Here is a 21,600-nt window from a genome sequence, read left to right as displayed (position 1 = left end):
GCGTCAGGCATCCGCCTCGGCGACGGGCTGAGCTGCGCGCGCCGCGCGGCCACCGAATCCGGGGCTGCCCATCAGCTTGACCAGGGCCGGCACGTCGATGATGAGCGCGATGCCGCCGTCGCCCGTGATGGTCGCGCCCGCCAAACCGGCCAGACCGTGCAGCCCGAAGCCCAGCGGCTTGATGACCACTTCCTCCTGGCCGACCAGGCCATCGACCACGATGCCCACCTTGCGCTGCGCCACCTTGACGACCACTACGTGCGCATCCTGCTTCGGCTCGATCAGCCGGCCCGGGTAGAGCCAGCGCGAGGCATAATAGAGTGGCAGCGCGTGGCTGCGCACCATGACAACCTCCTGGTCGTCGACGAAATGCGTGCCAGTGAGGTCCAGGTCCAGGATCTCCGATACGGACGCCAGCGGGATCGCAAAGCGTCGCCCGTCCAGGATCACCATGAGCGCCGGCAGGATGGCGAGGGTGAGCGGCAGCTTGACGCTGAGCTTGGTCCCGACCCCCAGCTCGGAGTCGATCTCGATCGAGCCGTTCAGCTGGGTGATGCGTGTCTTGACCACGTCCATCCCGACCCCGCGGCCGGAGACGTCCGAGATCTCCTCCTTGGTCGACAGCCCCGCCATGAAAATGAGATCGAAGCACTCGCGATGCGACAGCCGCTCGGCCATCGAGGGCTCCATCAGGCCCTTCTCGACCGCCTTGGTGCGCAGCTTCTCCGGATCCATGCCGCGCCCGTCGTCCTGGATCACCAGCGAGATGTGGTCGCCTTCCTGCGCCGCGCCTAGCACGACCGTCCCCTTGCGCGGCTTGCCGTTGGCCTCGCGCACGTCGGGCATCTCGACGCCGTGATCCACGGCGTTGCGGATCAGGTGCACCAGCGGATCCGCCAGCGCCTCGACCAGATTCTTGTCCAGGTCCGTCTCTTCGCCGTAGGTCTCCAGCTCGATCTCTTTGCCCAGATTGCGGGCCAGGTCGCGCACCACGCGCGGGAAGCGGCTGAACACCTTCTTGATCGGCTGCATCCGGGTCTTCATCACGGCCGTCTGGAGATCCGAGGTGACCAGCGCCAGCGAGCCGATCGCCTTGCCGATCTCGTCGTCCTCGGTACGTGAGCGCAGCATGGTCATGCGATTGCGCACCAGCACCAGCTCGCCGACCAGATTCATGATCTCATCGAGCCGCTGCGTATCCACGCGCACCGACGACTCGCCCGCTGGCATGCGCTGTGCCTTCGCGGCACCACCTGCCGCGGCGCCAGGCGCAGCCTTCGGCGCGCTCGGCACGGTCGCTGTTTCGCTCGCCTTCGACGCATCAGGGCTCGCCGCCGGCTCGGGAGCACCGCCATCGGCCTTTGCCTCGACCGCGCTCGGCGCTCCGCCGCCGTGCAGCTGATCCAGCAGGGCCTCGAACTCGTCGTCGCTAATGAGCTCGTCACCACCGCCGCTCGCCTCGGCCGCGGGCTGCGTCTGCGCTGGAGGGGGCGCCTCGGCCGGGGCGGCCTGACCGCCTGGGCCGCCGAGCGCATCCAGCAAGGCTTCGAACTCTTCCTGGGTAATCTCATCGCCGCCACCTGCTTCGGCGCCTGCGTCAGCCTGCTCGGCCCCCGCGGGGGCGCTCGCGGCTTTCGCCTCCGGCTCGAAGGCTGGGCTGGGGGGCTCCGCCAGGCTTGCGGGCGGCTCGGGAGCCATCTCGGGCGAGGGCTCATCGGATGCCAGCCGCGCCAATGCCTGGACCAGCTCATCCGGCGCCGGCGTCGGCTCGTTTCCGGATTGCAGCTCGCCGAACATCACATTGAGGACATCCAGCACCCGCAGCACCGTGTCCATGAGGTAGGAGCTGATCTTGCGCTCGCCATTGCGCAGTAGATTGAAAACGTCCTCGGCATGATGGCAGACGATCACCAAGGCGTTCAGATTGAGAAAGCCCGCGCCGCCCTTGATGGTGTGGAAGCTGCGGAAAACGGCATTCAACAGGTCCCGATCCTCGGGATTCTGCTCGAGGTCGATCAGCTGCTCGTTGAGCCCCTCGAGAAGCTCCCCGGCCTCGACGAGAAAGTCTTGGAGGATCTCGTCATTGGGATCGATTGCCATGCTTGACCACCTCAGATGTCAGCGAGCGATGGACGCACTGATTCCCCGCGGAAAGCGGGATACAGCGCTGCTACGCGATTGATTCCAAGCCGCGCTCATCAGCCGTGAGCGGGTCGGCCGACGCTTGCTCAAAAGCCCAGGCTGGAGAGCAGCGCATCCACGTCGTCCTGACCACTGACGATATCGGCGCCCGCGTCCTGCGTGTTCGGCACGACGGGACCATGCCCCTTGCTCTCTTCGACCACAGGCACCTCTTCCGCGGCCTTGGCGGCCTTGCCAGGCTCCATCCGCGAGCTCGAAAGCCGAATCAGACCGACCAGGTTCTCCTCGACCTCCTGCACGAGCTTGATGACGCGGCGGATGATCTGCCCGGTCAGATCCTGGAAGTCCTGCGCCATCATGATCTCGGACATGAGCGTCTTGACCCGCTCGGTCTCCTGACCGCTGGCCACGAAGAAGTCGTCCAGCTCCGCGGTGAGCTCGCGGAACTCCTCGACCGAGAGCTCGCGCTTGCGAAAGCGCGTCCAGCGCTCGGTCAGCTCGGCCGAGCGGTCGTGCAGGGTTTCGAGCAGCGGGATACCCTCGTCAAGGGCATTGAGCGTACGATGGGTCGCCTGCTCGGTCATGGAGACCACATAGTTGAGGCGCTCTTTGGCGTCCGGAATTTCGTCGCGGGTCAGCTCGACCAGCCGGGAATCGCCGCGGAAGCTGTTGAGGGCCTCATGGAGGTCGCGCGTGAGCTTGCCAAGCTCGTCGAAGAGCTCGCGCTCGAACGGATTGCGCAGCTCGCGAATGACTTCGTCCGCTGCCTCCTCCTCGCCAGCCTCGAGATGCGCGACGAGGCGACGCGCCAGATCCAGCTGCGACGTCTTGCGTTGTTCGTCATTATCCATCGATCGTTCCTAGGCGAAACTCGTGGTGATCCTGGCTTCAAGCCGCCAGGCCTACTTCTGTATACACTCATGCGCCGTCGATGGAAGCCGTCAGGATCCGCGAGCCGTGACTCGGGATTGGCCGTTCCGCCAACCCCCCCCGGGCGCAAGCGCGCTAGGCGATTGAGCCTGGGCTCATTGGGCGTCGAGCCGCTCGAAGATCTTGTCGATCTTCTCCTTCAAGGTCTCCGCCGTGAAAGGCTTGACGATGTAGCCGTTCACGCCGGCCTGGGCGGCCTCGACGATCTGATCGCGCTTGGCCTCGGCCGTGACCATGAGCACCGGCAGCGACTTGAGCATGGGATCAGCACGCACCGCCTTGAGCAGCTCGATGCCCTCCATGTTGGGCATGTTCCAATCCGTGACGAGGAAGTCGAAGCCCCCTCCCTTGAGCATGGGCAGCGCGGTGCTGCCGTCATCCGCCTCCATGGTGTTGTTGAAGCCCAGCTCGCGGAGCAGGTTCTTGATGATGCGTCTCATGGTGGAGAAGTCGTCCACGATGAGAATTTTCATACCTTTGTCCACAAAACGCTCCCAATAGCAGCTGTCGAGTTGAAGGTCATGAGCCAGCCTCGGTCTGAGTCCATTCGCTCAGCCGCGCCCGCAGCCGGTGCATGGCCTGGCTGCGTATCTGGCTCACGCGGGATTCGGTGATCTCCAGGACGGCCCCGATCTCGCGCAAGTTCAGCTCTTCATCGTAGTAAAGCGCCAGCACCAGACGCTCGCGCTCGGGCAGACTCCCCAGAGCCTCCGCCAGGGCCTGCCGAAATTGGTCCTGCTCGATCGCCTCGGTCGGCGACGCACTGTCGCCCGGCAAGAGGCGGTCCGGATCGGAATCCTCGCCGAACAGCTCGTCCAGTCCGAGGATCTGGCAGCTCGCGGAGTCCTTAAGCATGCCATAGTAATCGTCCAACGAGACTTTGAGCTCGTCCGCAATTTCGCGATCGCTCGCCGCGCGCCCCTCGCGCGCCTCGACCTCCTGCATGGCCTCGCTGATGCGGCGGGAATTGCGGTGCACCGAGCGCGGTGTCCAATCGGCGCGCCGCAGCTCGTCGATCATGGCACCGCGGATGCGAATGCCGGCATAGGTCGAGAAGGTCGCCCCCTGCCCTGGCTGGAACTGACGCGACGCCTCGATGAGTCCGATCATGCCGGCCTGGACCAGATCTTCGACTTGCACCGACGCCGGCAGCCGCGCCGCCATGTGATGCGCGATGCGCCGCACCAGATCCGAGTGCTCGGCAACCAGCTGCGCCGGGCGATCGGCAGCCCCCGCGTATCCCGTCAGAGAGCGATTGAGCGTCATCAGGCAGTCTGCAGCATGCGTTCGACGAAAAAACCGATCCCACCCGTGTCCGCGTCGGGCGCCGTCCAGCGTCCGACCTGCTTGGCGAGATCCGTGAAGACGCGCCCCGAGGGGCTGCCCGGATAGAGCGACACCACCGCCTGTCGCTTCTGCACCGCGGCTCGCAGCTTGTCGTCCTGAGGGACGAAGGCGGCGGCCTCGAGCACCACGTCCGGCAGATAGTGCGCGCAGACCGAAGTCAATTTCTGCATCAAGCGCCGCCCGGATTCGGGGTCGCGCAGCATGTTGCAGACGATGCGAAAGCGCCGGAGCCCGTGCTCTTGATGCAAGACCTTGATCAGGGCATAGGCATCCGTCAGCGAGGCCGGCTCGTCGCACACCACCACGAAAACATGCTGAACCCCCTTGCAAAAGCTGGTCACCGAATCCTGCACGCCCGCCGCCACATCCACGATCAAGACGTCGAGCGGCTTGCTGTAGGAGCTGAACGCCCGGATCAGCCCCATGTGCTCGGCCGGCGTCAGGTTGGCCATGGAGCCGATGCCGGACGCCGACGGGACCAGGAGCATGCCCTCGGGCCCCTCGAGCAGGATCTCCTCCAAGCTATCGGCGCGACCCGCGACCAAATCGTGCAACGTCTTCGTCGGCCGCAGCCCGAGCATGAGATCGGCGTTGGCCAGGCCCAGATCGGCGTCGAAGAGCATCACACGACGTCCGGCCCGTGCCAGTGCCACTGAAAGATTAACGGCGACGTTGGTCTTGCCAACGCCGCCCTTACCGCTAGCGATCGCGATGCTTTGAAGCGGCCGACTCCTAGTAGGCTGCATGGACGCGTTTCCTGAAAGGCACCACTGACTCCAGGACCATACTCTCTTGCTCGGTGCGAGTTTGTGAGGTGACTGGCAATCTGGTGACTTGAGCGTGCTCGAAAGCTCGATTCGTGGTCCGCTCGGCCGCGGGTCTTTGCGGTTCCGGGCGCGCAGGAGAGGCGGGCTCCTTGAGCGCCAGGCGTGTCAAGAAGGCCGTGTCGGCCTTGTGGAAGTCCTCGTCGATGCGCTGGCCGTCACTGTAGAACGCCAGGCCCAGGCTCTGCTCCAGGAGGACCGACAGCGTCTCGCCGAGCTGCTCGGCCTCGTCGACCTTGGTCAGCACCAGCGCCGAGGGCTCGCAGCTCTGAAAGGCCTCCAGCACCTGTCTGAGCACCGACGCCTGGTGCGTCGCGGGCACCACGAGCCAGGTCTCGAGATCGATCTGCTGGCGGACCTGCGCGAAGAGCTTGCGCTCGGCCACGTCGCGCGCCGCGCGTCCCTCCGTATCGACGAGGATCAGGTTGCCGTCGCGCGCGCGGCTCGCCAGGGTCACCAGATCGCGCTCGCTCTCCAGCAGCATGACCGGAATGCCGGCCATCTGACCGAATGCCTGCAGCTGCTTGTAGGCGCCCAGGCGCTGCCGGTCCAAGGTGACCAGACTGATCGATTCCGGACCCATGCGCCGAATCTGCCGCAGCGCGAGACGATTGATGGTGGTGGTCTTGCCGACCCCCGTGGAGCCGACCAGGGCCAGCATGCCGCCGCGCTCCAGCACCGAGGGCTGCGCCGTGGCGATCGCGGCGGAAAGCCGGGTGCGCAGACGCGACCAGGCCTCCTCGGCCGGAGTGCTCTCCTGGATGCTTCCCGCGAGCGAGCGGGCCAGCTTCTCGTTGAAGCCGCACTTCATCAGCCGCTCGACGAATTCAGCCGCCAGCGGGTGGCGCGACGCCCACTGATCGCGCTCGCTCAGGGCCTGCTGCTGGACCAGAAGGGAGCGCAGGTCGCAGAGCTCGCGACGCATGGCGGCAAGCTCCGGGTCGACCGGAATGGACAAGGCCGGCGTCGATGCCGGTGAAGTGGATTCGAGGGCCAGCGAGGCCGAGGCGGGCCCGGCTCCAGCACCGACTTCGGTTCCGGCAACCACTTCCAGCATGCCGTCGACACGGCGGCTCGAAAGGATGACGGCATCAGGGCCCTGATGCTCGCGCACCAGCCGCATCGCCTCGCGCATATCCCGTGCCTGATAGCGCCGTACATTCATGGATCAACTCCTCAACTTGCTCGATCATGCCCGCGCCTGAGCGGTATCACCCTTGCCCACGGTGGCCACGACGCGGATGCGTCGGTTATCCGGGATCTCGGTGAAGGCCAGGACGGTGAGGCTGCGCACCGCCCCCCTCAGCCAGCCCGCGATCCAAGAGCGGATCTCCGGGGCCACCACCAGGACAGCCGGCGCACCTTCCGCCTCCTGCCGCCGCGCCGCGTCGGTCACCGAGCGCTGTACGCGCTCCGCCAACCCCGGCTCGATGCCGATGGTCTCGCCTTGACTGCCTTGCAGCGATTTATGCAGAAGCTGTTCCAGCGAGGGGTCCAGGGCGATCAGAGGAAGCTCCTCGTCAGGGCCGACAAGGTCTTGAACGATGGAGCGCGCTAGGGCGACCCGCACCGCGGCGGTTAGAGCGGCGGGATCCTGACTCTTCGCCGAGCGCTCCGCCAAAATCTCGGCGATCGTGCGCAGGTCGCGGATCGAGACCTGCTCCGCCAGCAGGTTCTGCAGTACCTTGAGCACCACGCCGAGCGAGATGGCCTTGGAGCCGAGCAGGTTCTCGACCAGCTTCGGCGAGCGCCGCGAGAGCTGGTCGAGCAGGTGCTGCACCTCCTCGTGCCCGATCAGCCGATGGGCGTTCTCGCGGAACACCTGCGAGAGATGGGTCGCGATGACCGTCGCGGCGTCCACCACGGTGTATCCGGCGGCCTGGGCGGCATCGCGGTTCGCGGGGTCGATCCAGAGCGCATCCAAGTTGAAGGTCGGGTCCTTGGTCGGCGTGCCCTCGACCTTGCCGAACACCTGCCCGGGATTGATCGCCAGCTCGCGGTCCGGGAACACCTCGGCCTCGGCCGTGGTGACGCCGAGCAGCGCGATGCGGTACTGATTCGGCCCCAGCTCCAGGTTGTCGCGGATGTGCACGGGCTGGATGAGGAAGCCGAACTCCTGTGAGAGCTTGCGGCGAATCCCCTTGATCCGCCCCATCAACTGACCGTCCTGGCTGCGGTCGACCAGCGGGATGAGCCGGTAGCCGACCTCCAAGGACACCAGATCGACCGGCGGAACATCCTCCCAGGACAGCTCGCGCTCCTCGGGCGCGGGCAGCTCCATGCCCTCGGGCAGACGCTCGACCACATCCGAGCCGGGCTCCGCCTTGCCCTTCCCGATCGAATAGCCCGCGCCGCCAAGCATGGATGCCAGGCCGAGGAAAACGAGGTTCGGCATGCCCGGGATCAGACCCAGGATACCGATCACGCCGCCCGCCACGTAGAGCACGCGCGGATTGGCAAACATCTGCCCGAACACCTGCTGTCCCATGTCCTGGGAGGTCGAGGCCCGGGTGACGATGATGGCGGTGGCCGATGACAGCAGCAGCGAGGGAAGCTGCGCGACCAGGCCATCCCCGATGCTCAGCAGCACGAAGTTGTTGGTCGCGTCCGCCATGGTCATCCCATGCTGGGTGGTCCCGATGACGATGCCGCCGAGGATGTTGATGAAGAGGATGAGGATGCCGGCGATGGCATCGCCGCGCACGAACTTGCTCGCGCCGTCCATGGAGCCGTAGAAATCGGCCTCCTGCGCCACGTCCTCGCGGCGCGTGCGGGCGTCTTCCTGCGAGATCAGACCCGCGTTGAGATCGGCGTCGATCGCCATCTGCTTGCCAGGCATGGCGTCCAAGGTGAAGCGGGCGCTGACCTCGGAGACACGGCCGGCACCCTTGGTGACGACGACGAAGTTGATGATCACCAGGATGGAGAAGACCACCACGCCAATGGCGAAATTGCCGCCCAGAACGAACTCGCCGAAGGCCTGGATCACCTGCCCCGCCGCGTCCGTGCCATCGCCGCCGTTGAGGAGAATGACGCGTGTCGAGGCGACGTTGAGCGCCAACCGCAGCAGGGTCGCCAGGAGCAGCACCGTCGGGAAGGAGGCGAAGTCGACCGGTCGCGGCGTATAGACGGCAACCATGACGACCACGAGCGACAAGGCGATGTTGAAGGTGAACAGCAGATCCAGCGCGAAGGGCGGCAGCGGCAGCACCAGCATGCCCAGCAGCGCGACCAGCAAGAATGGCGTCACCAGACCCATGCGGCCAATGCCGCCGAGACGCTCGGCAATGGTCGCCATCCCGGCTACCTCCCCGCCCGCCGCGCGCTGCGCGGATCCAGATACTCGTCAGGCACCGGCAGATCGCTGGAGATCTCGGCGTCCGGATCATGTCGCTTGAGCTGATAGACATAGGCCAGGATCCGCGCCACGGCGACGAAGAGACCGCCCGGGATCTCATGATTCAGCTCGGTCGTGAAATAGATGGCGCGCGCCACCCGCGGGGCCTCGACCAGGGTGATCTCGTGCTCCTCGGCGAGATCGCGAATCGCGGCCGCAACATCGTCCTTGCCCTTGGCCAGCAGCTTGGGAGCACGCATGGTGGCCGCCTCATAGGCGATGGCCACCGCATAGTGGGTCGGGTTGGTGATGACGACGTCGGCCTTGGGCACCTCGGACATCATGCGGCGGCGCGCCATCTCGTGCTGCAGCTGACGGATGCGGCCCTTGACCTCGGGCTTGCCCTCGGTCTCCTTGAACTCGTCCTTGACCTCCTGGAGCGTCATCTTCAGCTGTTTCTGGTGATTCCAGAGCTGGAAGGGCACGTCCATCATGGCCACCACCAGCAAGGCGGAGGAGGCGATGAGGAAGATCCAGGAGGCCATGCGCGCGGCCTGCAGGATGGCGCTCTCGACCGACTGCTCGCCCAAGCCGATGAGGTTGTCCCAGATCAGGCTGATCGCCACACCGGCGACAAGCCCCACCAGGAAGAACTTGCCGAGCCCCTTGGCGAGCTCCATCAAGCCCTGCACCGAGAACACCCGCTTGATCCCGCTGATCGGATTCAGCTTGGAGAGCTTGGGCATGAAGGCCTTGGCCGCGAAGTTCGCACCACCGACCATGAACGGCGCCAGCATGGCGACGATCATCAGCACGATGAGCAAAGGCACCAAGATGAAGAAGGCCCGCCCGAGCAAGTCCTGCATGTGGGGCACGAGCAGATTCGTATCGAAGATCAGGCTGCGCTCGAGCGTCCAGGCGTCGATCAGAACCGCGCTGAGCTTGGCCGCCAGACTGCCGCCCGCGAGGATCAGAAAGCCGCCGCCAGTCATCAGCACGGCGAAGGTGTTGAATTCGCGCGAGCGCGCGACCTGACCTTTTTCGCGCGCCTCGCGGATCCGCTTCGCGGTGGGTTGCTCCGAGCGTTCCTGGCCATTCTCGTTCTCGGCCATGTCACGCCCTCGTTAGCTGCTGAATGAGCGGAAAGGCCGCCATGAGCAGCTCGCCAATCCTGGCCGGCAGGCTGGGCATCGTCAAAAGGATGATGATAAAGCCCGCGAGCAAGGTCAGCGGAAAACCGACGGCAAAGATATTGAGCTGAGGCGCGGCGCGCGTAATGACGCCCATGGCGATATTGACCAGCAGCAAGGAGGTGACGGCCGGCAAGGCGATGAGCACCGCGGCGGCGTACATGGTGCTGCCGAAGCCGACGATGGCCCAAAGCTGGTCGGTCGTCAGCCCCTCTGCCGCGATCGGCAGGGTCTCGAAACTGCGCAGCAGCAGCTCGATGAGGATGAGGTGGCCGTCCAGCGCCAGGAAGATGAGGGTCGCGAGGATCATATAGTACTGCGACACCATGGGGACCTGGACACCGCCGACCGGGTCCATGGCCGAGGCAAAGCCGAGCCCCATGGAGAGTGCGATACTCTCGCCCGCTTGCGTCAGCGCGGAAAAGACCATCTGCATCACGAAGCCCATGGCGATTCCGACGACGACCTGGTGGATCGCGACGACCAGGCCGCCCAGGCTCAGGGGATCGATACTCGGCGTTTCGGTCAGCTGGGGCGCGACGACGAGCGCGAGAAGGAAGCCCATGGCCAGCCGGGCGCGCACATTGACGTTACGGGCACCGAAGACGGGCGCAACCAGCAGCATGGCGCTGATGCGCACGAAGGGCCAGATGAAGGAGCTGACCCAGGCGAAGATGTCCTCTGCAGCAAAACTCATAGACGAGGCTAAGCAAAAGCCGCGCCCACGCTAGCCGATCAGGCTTGGGATGCTCTCGTAGAGCCGGGTGACATAGTCGACGATCAGCGACAGCATCCAATGCCCGGCGATGATGAGCGCGCCGCCCACGGCAACCAGCTTCGGAATGAAAGTCAGGGTCATCTCTTGGATCTGAGTTGCCGCCTGGAGCAGACTGATCGCCAAGCCCACGATGAGTCCAGCGAGGAGAGGCGGAGCCGCCAGCAGAATGATGACCTCGCCGGCCTCCTTACCAATGTCTACGACCATTTCGGGTGTCATCGCGTCATCCTCCATTAGGTATAGAAGCTCTGCGCCAGGGTCCCCATCAGCAGGGACCAGCCGTCGACGAGCACGAAGAGCATCAGTTTGAACGGCAGCGAGATGATGAGCGGCGACAGCATCATCATGCCCATCGACATCAGGACGCTGGCGACCACCAGATCGATGATGAGAAAGGGAATGAGGATCAGGAATCCGATCTGGAACGCCGTCTTGAGCTCGCTGATCACGAAGGACGGCACCAGCAGGTTGAGCGGGATGTCGTCGGGCGACTCGAAGCCGTCCAGTCCCCGGATCTCGGCGAACATTGACAGATCCGACTCGCGCGTCTGCGCCAGCATGAAGGTCCGCAGCGGCTTGACCGCCTTGCTCAACGCCTCCTCGGTGCCGACCTTCTCTTCCATGTAGGGCTGCACCGCCGTGTCATAGATCTCCTGGAAGACGGGCGCCATGATGAAGAGCGTGAGGAAGAAGGCGATGCCCAGCAGGATCTGATTGGATGGCGTCTGCGAAGTGCCCAGTCCCTGCCGCAAGATGGCGAGCACGATGATGATGCGGGTGAAGGAGGTCATCATGATGAGCGCCGACGGCAGCAGCGTCAGGATGGTCATCAACAGCAGAATCTGCAGCGTGACCGAGTAGACCTGACCACCGTCCTGCTCGGTGGTGACCGTCACCGCATCCAATCCGCCGATCTGCCCCCATCCCACCGCTGGGATCAGCAGCATAGCCAAGGCGCCAAGGAGCTGGATGGGTCGCATCATCAGCGCCCGCCAGGTGAGGTCATACGGCTCAGCAAGCTGGCGAAGTCCGCGGTCAATGGTGTGTCGGGCGCCACATCCAGTGGCTTGGCGAGCGTGTGCAGGCGCTGAATGCCGCTTGGAGTCACCCCGATCAGCACCTGCTCCTCACCCACCTGGATCAGCATCAAGCGCTCGCGCGCACCCAGGTTGCGCACGGCCAGCACCTGAATCAGGGAGGGCCCCTGCCCCTGCAGACCGGGCATCCTGCGCAGCATCCAGGCGAAGAGGATGATGAGAACGATGACCAGGACCAGGCCGCCGAGCAATTGCGCCAAGTAGCCCGCGGCCAATTGCCCGGATTGCCCAGAGGGCTCCGCACAGGCTGGCCACGGCGCCGCCCAGAGTGCGCCTATGGCCGCGACCATCCAATGACGATCAGGGCGGCACACTGGCACTACCTCAGCTTGCGAACCCGCTCGCTGGGGCTGATGACGTCGGTGAGACGAATCCCGAACTTCTCGTTGACCACGACGACCTCGCCATGCGCGATCAGGGTCCCGTTCACCAGCACATCCAGAGGCTCGCCGGCCAGGCGATCCAGCTCCACCACAGAGCCCTGATTGAGCTGCAGCAGATTGCGAATGGGGATCCGGGTGCGCCCGATCTCCATCGCGATGGTGACGGGCACGTCCAGGACCAAATCCAGATTCACGTCCGTCGCGGCTGGCGTTTGACTGTCCGAGAAGTCCTCCGGACTCACCGGAACGGCTTCGTTAGCCCCAGCGGCGGCATCGCTCGCCCGGTCGGCGGCGGCCGATTCGGCGCCAGCCCCGCCTTCGCTATCCTTTTGCTCTTCGAGCGCGGCCGCCCAGGCGTCGGCGATGTCTTCGTTCGGATCATCGGCCACGATTTGGCTCCTCGTTTCTGGTATCGAACGACATCTAGGTCTGGATCCGCTCTAGGATCTTGACGGCGTTGATTCCGTTGGCCACGCCAAACTTGCCCCTGAAGAGGGGGATGTCTTCGACGTTGAGAATCACCGTCTCCGGGAGATCGATCGGGATGATGTCTCCCGGCCTCATGTCCAGCAGCTCTTGAACGCTCACCGTCGCCTCAGTGAGATTCGAGAAGATCTCCACCTCGGCCAGCGGGATCTCCTGCTCCAGCGCGACCAGCCAGCGCTTGTCCGCGCCCGAGCGATCCGACTGCAGTCCGGTGTCGAGCTGCTCGCGAATCGGCTCGATCATCGAGTAAGGTAGGGTGACGTGCAGGTTGCCGCCGCCACCTTCCAGCTCGATGTGGAAGTCGTTGATCACCACGATCTCGGTGGGACTGACGATATTGGCGAATTGCGGATTGACCTCGGCGTTGATGAACTCGAACTCCAAGTGCATCACCGGCTCCCAGGCCTTTTGCATATCCTCGAACGCGGCATCCAAGAGATTCTGGATGACGCGCAGCTCCATGGGCGTGAAGTCGCGACCCTCGATGCGCGAGTAATAACGCCCGTCGCCGCCGAAGAAGTTGTCCACAAGCCCGAAGACCAGCTTGGGATCGAAGACGAAGAGCGCTGTCCCGTGCAGCGGATAGACGCGCACCAGGTTCAGGCTCGTCGGTACATAGAGCGAGTGCAAATACTCGGAGAACTTCGTCACCCGAGCGCCGATCACCGAGATCTCGGACGCGCGCCGCAGCAGATTGAACAGATGGACCCTGAGGTAGCGGGCGAAGCGCTCGTTGACCATGTCGAGCGTCGGCATGCGCCCGCGGACGATGCGGTCCTGCGTGGCGAAATCGTAAGACCTGATCTCGCCATCGGCTGGAAAGGCCTCAGAATCCGTATCGACGCCACCGCTATCGACGCCATGCAGCAGTGCATCGATCTCGTCTTGGCTGAGGATATCTGTCTGCTGAGACATCGGAGCCTGCCTATTGCATGACGAAGTCGGTGAAGAGCACTTCCTCGATGCTCGCAGGCTCGCCGGCCTTGGTGAGAATCCCCGTCAGCGACTGCTTGAGCTCTTCGCGCAGCGCGTCCTTGCCTTCGGACGTATTGACCGTCGCAAACTCCTGACCGGCGAGCAAGGACAAGAGGTCGTTGCGGATCATCGGCGTGTGCTTGTCGAGCGCGGCAACCACAGCTTCGTCCCGCGTCACCACCGTCATCTTGACCCTCAGGAAACGCACTGGGCCAGGCGCCGTGATATTGACGGTGAAGGCCTCCAGCCGATGATAGATGAGGGGCGCCTGCACGGCGGGAGCCATGGCCTCGGCCCCTTGCGCCTGAGATCCATCGCCTGCCTCCTCGGCCTGGTCGTCTGACTTGACGATCAGAAAATAGTAGGCGGCGCCAGCACCCACCGCGAGCAGCAAGACGACGATCAGAATCAGGATGATCCATTTGAGCTTGCTGCCGCCCTTCACTTCGGCAGCCTCATCTTTCTTCTTTTCGGCCATAACTTACCCATGAGTTGAAGACTTCGCCTCAGAATCCAGCAAATCCGGGACTAATGCAATCGGACAGGCGAGCGACAGGCATCCCGCGGTCACGGCCCTCGGACCTGGAGGTAGAAACCTGTCTTGGGCTGCCGCGGCGCCTTGGTGCGACAGGCCGATCGGGCCTCGCCGGGCACGGACAACAGGACGTGGAGCCGCATGTCCCTGACGCATCGGCCTCGAGAACAGCGCTCGCCGAGCCAGCTCCAGCCCAGCTCAAGCAAAATAGTCGTGCTGGCTGAGGCGTCGCGACAGCGCACCGACCGCGGTGCCCAGCTCGTCGCCGACCTCGTCGGCAGCCGCGTCGAGGCCCTGAGCCTCATCCCGCTGACCGGAATCACTCCCGGCGGAACCGTCGCCGCCGCCCGCGCGATGCTCGGAGACGCTGACGTCGACGAGCGCAACGCCGTCCTGCGCCAGGGCCTCTCTCAACCGCGGCAGCGCGGCCTCGAGCACCTCCCGAACGACTGGGTGTGGCGAGACGAACTGAACGCTCGCCTTGTCGCCCTCCATGGTCACCCGCACGTCCAGCGTACCGAGACTCGGCGGATGGAGCTTCAGCTCCGCTGACTCGAGCCCAGCTTGCATGGTCCACTTCACCTGCTCGGCAAGACGCCCCTCCCCCCCCGGCTGCAGGAGCTTGGACAGGTCGAAGACCTGGGCGCGCTGCAGCCCAGCCGACGCATCACCGCCCTTCAGGCCTGTGACGAGGCCAGCCGCATCCTCGGCCGTCTCGTCCATCGACCGTGCGGCGAGTGCATCCGAGCGCGTAAAGCTTCGTCCGATGAGCGCTGCAATGGAATCCGAAGTTGCCTGCCCTCCCTGCTCCGCGCCCAAGGCTTGGGCCAGCGACTGAACCGCCGACACTGCAGCCCCCTTGGTCGTCGAGCCCGCAACTTGCTCCGTGGCACCTGCGGCAAGCTGTGATCGCAGCGCCTCGACGAATTCGGCCAATTCCCTGTCCGACATACCGCCTACATCAGCCTCCGCCGCAGAGGCACCCGCCGCATTTGGCGAGCTTGGCGAAACGAGCCGAGAATAGAGCGCCGTGGCGAGCCCTTGTCCAGACGTCCCGGATCGCTCGCCCACATTGGATGCCGCCCCAACTTGGCCAAGGCTCGACAACAGCTCGGCCAAGCGCGCCTCAAGGGCAGATCGAGCCGAGCTGTTGGCGGGCTGCTGTGTCTCTGATCCGGTACCGACAGCGTCCACCGCGAGCTGCCCAGGAGACGCGCTCAAGGCTTGCCCGTAACCCTGCGCGCCCCCCCCGAGCGCGCCCGACTGCGCCAGCTGCTCGAGCACGAACGCCGGCAGTGCCTCGATCCTCTCGAGGCCATCGACTCCCGCCAGGCCGGCGGCCTCATGGTTTTCTGCAGCCGCTTGCGCCCCCTCTGGCTGACCGCGATCAAGCCCGGATAACAGGCGATTCAGTCCCTCCAAGGCGCTGGAGCCGCCCCCGTCGGGGTCGACCTGGATCCCCGCAGCCTGTCCCTGCATCGCGGACAGGAAGGCTGTGACCAGCGCCTGGTTGTCGGCCGACTCCAGGGCGGCGGAATCCATGCCATTCTTTTCCAAGAGCCCGCGGATCTGCTTGCCCATGGCATCGATGAAGTCGGAGGGCGCGCCAGCATCCAGCCCTCCCTCTTCGACGACTCCTGCATTGAGCAGCTGAGCGAAAAGACCGACTGCCGCAGTTTGAACATTGCCCGATTGCATGATCCTGATCCTCAGTCGTCCGACCCTGAAAAACCCAGTCCTTGGTCCTTTTGGAAGGCCCTGAGGGTCGCCCACATATCCAAGGCACTCTGCTGCTTGCGATTCTCCTCGACGGCGTCGGCGCGGCGCCTGCGCTCGATCAGCTTCTCCAGCGACAGGCTCGCCTGATGCCGCTCAAGCCACGCATCACGCGCCTGATCGACCCGTGTCTGAGCCGCCCCGACGCGCAGCTCCTGCTGCTGCAGCGCCTCGCGCAGCTGCTGATGCATGAGCCCCAGCTGCTTGAGGAGTCGCGCATCATTGGGCACCAGCGCATCGAGATAGACCGACTGGTACTCCGTGAGCTGATCGCGCTGCTGCTCCAGCTTGCCCAGATCGGCCAGCCGCTCGGCAAGCACCACGGCGGCCTCGTTCTCTTGCGCCTCACGAATCTTCAGCAATCGCTGGAAACGCCGCACGCTCATGCCCCATCACTCCTTCCAGCCGGCGGCTGGAGACCCAAGACCTCGAAGAGGGCTTGCCGAGACTGTTCGAGCCCCGCCGCTTCGAGCCGGTCCTGGCGCAGATAATCCTCGAGCCGTGGCTGCATCGCCACGGCCTCGTCCAAGGCCGCATCCGAGCCCTTGCGATAGGCGCCAACCGCGATCAGGTCGCGATTGCGCGCATAGGTCGAGAGGATGCCGCGGAAACGGAACGCGGCGCGCTGATGCTCGGGCGTCACCACGGCGCTCATGACGCGCGACACGGATGCGCCGACGTCGATGGCCGGATAACGGCCGGTCTCGGCGATCTCGCGCGACAGCACGACATGGCCGTCGAGGATGGCGCGAGCGGAGTCCACGATGGGATCGTTCTGATCGTCGCCCTCCGCCAGCACCGTGTAGAAGGCCGTGATGGAGCCGCCGCCCGTGTCGCCATTGCCCGCGCGCTCCACCAGCTGCGGCAGGCGCGCGAAGACAGAGGCGGAATAGCCCTTGGTCGCGGGCGGCTCGCCGATCGCCATGGCGATCTCGCGGGCGGCCTGCGCAAAGCGCGTGAGCGAATCCATGAGCAGGAGCACATTGAGCCCCTGGTCGCGGAAGTACTCGGCGATGCGCGTCGATACCCAGGCGCCATGCTGGCGCAGCAATGGAGACTGGTCGGCGGGGACCGCCACGACCACGGTACGCTTGCGCGATTCCAGGTCGAGGATGTCGTGAATAAACTCGTTCACCTCGCGGCCACGCTCGCCGATGAGCCCGACCACGATGACATCCGCCTCGGTATGCCGCGTCATCATGCCCAAGAGCACGCTCTTGCCCACGCCACTTCCGGCAAAGAGCCCGATTCGTTGACCGCGACCCACCGACAGCAGGCCGTTGAGGGCACGGATACCGACATCCAGCGACTCGGTCACAGGCGCGCGTGTCAACGGATTGATGGGGCGGCCCTCGATCGAGACGGCTTCAGACGCCCGGATCGGCCCGCCGCCGTCCAGCGGCTTGCCCAAGGCGTCCACCACGCGCCCGAGCAGCTCAGATCCGACGGCGATCCGCCGGGTCTGCTCGAGCGGCTCGATCCGCGCGCCTGGAATCAGCCCCTCGAGCTGCCCCTCAGGCATGAGGAAGGTCTTCTCGCCATTGAAGCCGACGACCTCGGCGGCGAGGCGCTTGCCCGTCGAGGTATGAATGGCCGCGCGGCCGCCGACGGGCAGGCGAATGCCCTCGGCCTCGAGCGTCATCCCCACCATGCGCGAGAGACGCCCCTCCGGCTGAGGCGCCAGCGTTTCGTCGATGCGCTGACGCGACTGACTCAGCCGGTCCTTCAGCCCGAGACTCAGCTGCCGTCTGCTTTCTTGCTTGAGCTCGTGGATGACCTCGCTCATGGAGACTCCTCGGCGTCTTCGTGCGCAGGATCTAACGGCTCGCCCAGCTCGGGCTCGGGCTCGGGCTCGGGCTCGATCTTAGCGACGTCCGCCAGGGCATCCGTCGGCTCGGCCGCAAGCTCGAGTACGTCAATCTCTTGACGCGATTTGGAGAGGTCGCCCCAAATGGCCGCGACGCCCTGGCGCAACCGCGACTCGAGGCTGGCATCGATCCGGCTGGGTCCGCTCTCGATGAGACACCCACCCGGCTCGATGGCCGCATCCGCCACCCAGACGACCTGCTCGCCGCGCGCTTGAGCGTAGGTCGCCAAGATAGCCTGTTGATGCGGATGCACATGAACCTTCAAGGCATGCTGCCGCGATGGCAGCTGCGCCAATGCCTGATGCAGAACCTGCTGGATCAGCTCGGGCCGCGTGCTCAGCTCCTCCATGATCACCTGACGGGCGAGGGCCTCGACCAAGGCCAGCAGCTCAGGCTCCAGCTCGTCGGCGGTACTGGCCAGCGGGTCCGCGAGCTCCTGGGCGATGCCTTCGAGCGCGGCGACGGTTTCCGTCAGCGCCTGGGTCTGCTCCTGGCGCTGCGCCTCCTCGCGTGCCGCGCGCTGCTCCTGCTCGACGCGTGCTTCTTCGGCAGCCTTGTCGGCGCCCTCTTTGTGGCCTGCCCGGTAGCCATCCCGAAATCCCGCTTCCGCACCAGCGCGCCGCGCCGCCTCTTCGATGGCGGCGATCTCTTCCTGCGTCGGCGGCTTGAGCACGGGTGCCGTTGCGCGGCCAACGTCCGGCGGCAGCCAGCGCTCGACATCATGCGCCCGAGAAGGCTGCGAAGAGGCTGCTTGGCTCACAGCATCTGCTCCCCACCCTTGCCACCGAGCACGATCTCACCACTGTCGGCGAGGCGCCGCGCAATGGCGAGAATCTCCTTCTGCGCCGTTTCGACGTCACTGACGCGTACCGGCCCCTTGGTCTCCAGGTCCTCGCGCAGCATCTCGGCAGCACGCTTCGACATGTTGCGGAAGATCTTGTCCTTGAGCTCTTCCTCGGCACCCTTGAGCGCCAGGACCAGCGACTCGGTGGAGATCTCGCGCATCAGCGTCTGGATGCCGCGGTCGTCGACATCGACGAGGTTGCCGAAGACGAACATCAGCTCTTGGATTCGGGTGCCCAGATCCTCGTCCACCTGCAGCACGCCGTCCATGATGGTGGTCTCCTTTGAGGCATCCATGAAGTTGAGGATGCTGGCCGCCGTCTTGACGCCGCCGATCATGGACGACTTCGCCGTGTTCTTGCCGGAAAGTTGACGCTCGAGGATCTCGTCGAGCTCCTGCAGCGCGGCCGGCTGCACGCCATCCAGGGTGGCGATGCGCAGGATGAGGTCGGACTGCATGCGCTCCGGCAGGTGCGACAAGGTCTCCGCGGATTGGTCGGGATCCAGGTGAGACAGCACGATGGCGACGATCTGCGGATGCTCGTGGCGAATCATCTCCGCCACCGCGCGCGGATCCAGCCACTTCAGCGCCTCCAGACCCTTGGAGTTGCGCCCGAGCAGGATGCGGTCGATCAGCCCCTCGGCCTTGTCGTCGCCGAGCGCCGAGCGCAGCACGTTCCTGACGTAGTCGTCCGCGCCGATGCCCAGCGACGTCTGCTCTTGGACGATGTCCGAAAACTCGCGCAGCACCTGATCGATGTCAGTGCGCGAGACCTTTTCCAGCGAAGCCATGGCCGTGCCGATCTTCTGGACCTCTTTCGGTCCCATGTGCCGGAGGATCTCGGCCGCCGCCTCCTCGCCCAGGCTCATCATGAAGATGGCCGCGCGCTCGGAGCCGCTGTACTTGCTCTCTTTCGTTTCAGTTGCCATCTTCAGCCAACCACGACTTCATCACCTGTGCGACACGCTTGGGATCCTCTTTCACCATCTCCCGAACGGCATCGAGATCCAGCTGCTGTTGGTCCAGTCCCTTAGGTCCTGCGAGCGCGCCGAGCGCCGATGGCTGATGGCTGAGTGCCACGACATCCTCGCCCTCTTCGCCAGCCTGACCGCCTGACTCGTCCGTCAGCGCAAGCTGCTCCTCGCCATCCTCTGACTCGAGTGCCGCCTGCCCCTCCGGCTCGGGCGGCTGCGGCGATAGCTGCCGGATACCCGGGCGCACCACCAGCAAGATCACGAGCAGCGCCATGAGGAAGCCGCCGAAGGTCTTCACCAGCTCGAGGAACCACGGCTGCGTCCAGATCGGGACGGCGTCTTCCTCGAATGCCTCCTGCACGAAAGAGGCTGCGCTGACCCTGATCGAATCGCCGCGTGCTTCATTGAAGCCGACCGCCTCGCGCACCAAGGCCCGAATGGTCTCCATCTCCGCCTCGGCGCGGGGCACGCGGACCGGCTCGCCGTCCTCGTTCACCTCGTCTTGATAGTCCACCACCACGGCCGTCGTCAGGCGGCGGATACCGCCCGGCGTTTCCTGTACATGGGCGATGGTGCGGTCGACCTCGTAGTTGCGCGTGGTCTGCTGGCTTCGACTGCTCGGCACCAAGGACGAGCCGGCCGCCTCGGCGCGCTCGCCAACGGCCCCACCCTGCGGCGGCTGATTCGTCAGCGCACCTGGAATGCCGCCGGCGCCCGGATCCGCGCCAATGCGCTCTTCTTCGTTAGTCTGCTCGGAGCGCACGGCGGTGCGGTCCGGATCGAAGGTCTCTTGGGTACGCTCAACGCGCGAAAAGTCAAGGTCCGCCGCGACCTGAACGCGAACGCGGTCACGTCCCACGATGGGCGCGAGCAATGACTGGACGCGATTCACATAGCTCGCCTCGACGCGCTGGGTGTATTCCAGACTGTCGAGACTGAGGTTATTGCCAGTTTCTTCGTCGTCCTGAGTCAGCAGCCGTCCGGTCTGGTCGACGACCGTGACGCGCTCGGGGGTCAGCTCGGGAATGCTCGATGAGACGAGATGCACGATGGCACCGACCTGAGCGTCGCTCAAAGAGCGAGCCCCCTTCAGATGTACGACGACAGATGCGCTCGGCGGTGTCCGCTCGCGCACGAAGACCGAGCGCTGCGCCTTGGCAATATGCACACGCGCGCGCTCGACCGGATCCAAGGCGGAGATCGACCGCCCGAGCTCACCTTCGAGCGCGCGCTGATAACGCGCCCCCTCGATGAGCCGGCTGGTGCCGAAGCCCGCGTCCTGCTGCAGCAGCTCGAAGCCGATGTCGGCCGACTTCGGCAGGCCCTGGCCAGCGAGCAGGAGCCGTGTCTCGGCGATCTTCTGCTGAGGGATCTCGACCCGCCCCGTCAAATTATCGACCTTATAGGGGACGCCCATCTGTGACAGGGCCTGCATCACCTCGGACGCCTCGGCGCTGTCCATCTGCCCGAACAGGGGCGCGTAGGTTGGCTTGAAGGCCCAGAAGAGGATGGCGGCCGCCGCCACCAGTCCGCCCGCGATCATGCCGATCAAAGCGAGCTGTCGACCTGTGGGCATCTCCGTAAAGGTCTTCATGCCCGTCGAGAATGTGGCGGTGAGGGATGACGCCATGGGTGTGTCTCTTCCCTAGCGGTGTGATCCAGACAGGATCACACCTGCATGCTCATGACTTCTTGATAGGCCGAAAGCAGCCGGTTGCGAACCTGGTTCGTGGCCTCGAAGGCGATGCTCGATTTGTTCATGGCGACCATGACCTGAGGCAGGCTGACGTTCTCTTCACCAAGCTCGAATTGGGTCTGCATCGTCTTGGCCTCTCGCTGAACCTCGTTCACACCGCGAATCGCCTCGTGCAGCTTGGACGCGAAATCGTCGTCCTCCGCCTTGCGTGCCTCCGTGACCTCTCCAGCGGCTGCTGAGCCCTCGATGCGACCCGATTGCGAGAGCGCGCGCATCTGCTGCAAGACGCTCTGGATCTGCATTTCGCTCATGTGATTCCTCTCCTAGCTCCCCTCAGAGGGACCCCGAGCGCGGCGCCGAAAAACTCTGGATCCGGATGGCCTCGGCAGCCGCGACTCAATGATGCACTTGGAAAGGC

The 21,600-nt window shown here is 65.0% G+C and carries 22 protein-coding genes; all 22 read right to left on the bottom strand.

Translation table 11 applies throughout. The annotated features are described in order from the left end of the window. Positions 1 to 3: 3 nt before the first annotated feature. Positions 4 to 2,100, bottom strand: coding sequence for a chemotaxis protein CheA (locus tag G3446_RS01160; protein WP_164450552.1), 2,097 nt, complete (start codon positions 2,098 to 2,100; stop codon positions 4 to 6). Positions 2,101 to 2,228: 128 nt separating this feature from the next. Then, entirely contained in the window at positions 2,229 to 2,993 is a 765-nt protein-coding gene (locus G3446_RS01155) for a protein phosphatase CheZ (protein ID WP_164450551.1), read from the bottom strand. A 174-nt stretch (positions 2,994 to 3,167) separates the two neighbouring features. After that, complete coding sequence (gene cheY, locus G3446_RS01150) at positions 3,168 to 3,545, bottom strand: chemotaxis response regulator CheY (protein ID WP_164450550.1); 378 nt, start codon at positions 3,543 to 3,545, stop codon at positions 3,168 to 3,170. A 46-nt stretch (positions 3,546 to 3,591) separates the two neighbouring features. Further along, positions 3,592 to 4,341 (bottom strand): RNA polymerase sigma factor FliA, encoded by a 750-nt coding sequence (locus G3446_RS01145; protein WP_425338376.1) that lies wholly within the window; start codon positions 4,339 to 4,341, stop codon positions 3,592 to 3,594. After that, positions 4,338 to 5,165, bottom strand: coding sequence for a MinD/ParA family protein (locus tag G3446_RS01140; protein WP_164450548.1), 828 nt, complete (start codon positions 5,163 to 5,165; stop codon positions 4,338 to 4,340). Before G3446_RS01140 ends, G3446_RS01145 begins: the two co-directional genes overlap by 4 nt. Beyond that, positions 5,152 to 6,408, bottom strand: a complete 1,257-nt coding sequence (flhF, locus tag G3446_RS01135; protein ID WP_164450547.1) for a flagellar biosynthesis GTPase FlhF — start codon at positions 6,406 to 6,408, stop codon at positions 5,152 to 5,154. The genes G3446_RS01140 and flhF overlap by 14 nt, the downstream gene beginning before the upstream one ends. Before the next feature lie 24 nt (positions 6,409 to 6,432). Then, a complete protein-coding gene (flhA, locus tag G3446_RS01130) occupies positions 6,433 to 8,541 on the bottom strand; it encodes a flagellar biosynthesis protein FlhA (RefSeq protein ID WP_164450546.1) in 2,109 nt (702 codons plus the stop codon). Positions 8,542 to 8,546: 5 nt separating this feature from the next. Continuing rightward, positions 8,547 to 9,692: a flagellar biosynthesis protein FlhB gene (gene flhB / locus G3446_RS01125; protein WP_164450545.1), complete on the bottom strand. Its 1,146-nt coding sequence runs from the start codon at positions 9,690 to 9,692 to the stop codon at positions 8,547 to 8,549. A gap of 1 nt (position 9,693) precedes the next feature. Then, positions 9,694 to 10,467: a flagellar biosynthetic protein FliR gene (gene fliR / locus G3446_RS01120; protein WP_164450544.1), complete on the bottom strand. Its 774-nt coding sequence runs from the start codon at positions 10,465 to 10,467 to the stop codon at positions 9,694 to 9,696. 30 nt (positions 10,468 to 10,497) lie between these two features. Further along, positions 10,498 to 10,767 (bottom strand): flagellar biosynthesis protein FliQ, encoded by a 270-nt coding sequence (fliQ, locus tag G3446_RS01115; RefSeq protein ID WP_164450543.1) that lies wholly within the window; start codon positions 10,765 to 10,767, stop codon positions 10,498 to 10,500. 14 nt (positions 10,768 to 10,781) lie between these two features. Continuing rightward, entirely contained in the window at positions 10,782 to 11,495 is a 714-nt protein-coding gene (gene fliP, locus G3446_RS01110) for a flagellar type III secretion system pore protein FliP (protein ID WP_425338375.1), read from the bottom strand. Positions 11,496 to 11,530: 35 nt separating this feature from the next. After that, a complete protein-coding gene (gene fliO, locus G3446_RS01105) occupies positions 11,531 to 11,935 on the bottom strand; it encodes a flagellar biosynthetic protein FliO (RefSeq protein ID WP_164450541.1) in 405 nt (134 codons plus the stop codon). A 29-nt stretch (positions 11,936 to 11,964) separates the two neighbouring features. Beyond that, positions 11,965 to 12,441 (bottom strand): flagellar motor switch protein FliN, encoded by a 477-nt coding sequence (fliN, locus tag G3446_RS01100; RefSeq protein ID WP_164450603.1) that lies wholly within the window; start codon positions 12,439 to 12,441, stop codon positions 11,965 to 11,967. Positions 12,442 to 12,451: 10 nt separating this feature from the next. After that, entirely contained in the window at positions 12,452 to 13,429 is a 978-nt protein-coding gene (fliM, locus tag G3446_RS01095; protein WP_164450540.1) for a flagellar motor switch protein FliM, read from the bottom strand. 10 nt (positions 13,430 to 13,439) lie between these two features. Continuing rightward, the gene (locus G3446_RS01090; RefSeq protein ID WP_164450539.1) at positions 13,440 to 13,967 is read right to left on the bottom strand and encodes a flagellar basal body-associated FliL family protein; all 528 of its coding nucleotides are present in this window, start codon (positions 13,965 to 13,967) and stop codon (positions 13,440 to 13,442) included. A gap of 255 nt (positions 13,968 to 14,222) precedes the next feature. Further along, positions 14,223 to 15,722 carry a flagellar hook-length control protein FliK gene (locus tag G3446_RS27895; protein WP_245232230.1) on the bottom strand — a complete coding sequence of 500 codons (1,500 nt, stop codon included), beginning with the start codon at positions 15,720 to 15,722 and terminating at the stop codon, positions 14,223 to 14,225. An 11-nt stretch (positions 15,723 to 15,733) separates the two neighbouring features. Then, the gene (gene fliJ, locus G3446_RS01080; protein WP_164450538.1) at positions 15,734 to 16,186 is read right to left on the bottom strand and encodes a flagellar export protein FliJ; all 453 of its coding nucleotides are present in this window, start codon (positions 16,184 to 16,186) and stop codon (positions 15,734 to 15,736) included. Further along, positions 16,183 to 17,586, bottom strand: a complete 1,404-nt coding sequence (fliI, locus tag G3446_RS01075) for a flagellar protein export ATPase FliI (RefSeq protein ID WP_164450537.1) — start codon at positions 17,584 to 17,586, stop codon at positions 16,183 to 16,185. The genes fliJ and fliI overlap by 4 nt, the downstream gene beginning before the upstream one ends. After that, positions 17,583 to 18,428, bottom strand: coding sequence for a FliH/SctL family protein (locus tag G3446_RS01070; protein WP_164450536.1), 846 nt, complete (start codon positions 18,426 to 18,428; stop codon positions 17,583 to 17,585). The genes fliI and G3446_RS01070 overlap by 4 nt, the downstream gene beginning before the upstream one ends. Then, the gene (gene fliG / locus G3446_RS01065; RefSeq protein ID WP_164450535.1) at positions 18,425 to 19,441 is read right to left on the bottom strand and encodes a flagellar motor switch protein FliG; all 1,017 of its coding nucleotides are present in this window, start codon (positions 19,439 to 19,441) and stop codon (positions 18,425 to 18,427) included. The genes G3446_RS01070 and fliG overlap by 4 nt, the downstream gene beginning before the upstream one ends. Next, on the bottom strand, positions 19,431 to 21,116 hold the full coding sequence (fliF, locus tag G3446_RS01060) for a flagellar basal-body MS-ring/collar protein FliF (protein ID WP_164450534.1): 1,686 nt from the start codon (positions 21,114 to 21,116) through the stop codon (positions 19,431 to 19,433). The genes fliG and fliF overlap by 11 nt, the downstream gene beginning before the upstream one ends. Positions 21,117 to 21,154: 38 nt before the next feature. Then, positions 21,155 to 21,493, bottom strand: a complete 339-nt coding sequence (gene fliE, locus G3446_RS01055; RefSeq protein ID WP_164450533.1) for a flagellar hook-basal body complex protein FliE — start codon at positions 21,491 to 21,493, stop codon at positions 21,155 to 21,157. Between the last annotated feature and the right edge of the window lie 107 nt (positions 21,494 to 21,600).

It is taken from the genome of Thiorhodococcus minor (assembly GCF_010820565.1).
Classification (GTDB): domain Bacteria; phylum Pseudomonadota; class Gammaproteobacteria; order Chromatiales; family Chromatiaceae; genus Thiorhodococcus; species Thiorhodococcus minor.
The sequence above is the reverse complement of the archived record's forward strand: the minus strand, read 5'-3'. Positions and strand labels throughout refer to the sequence as shown.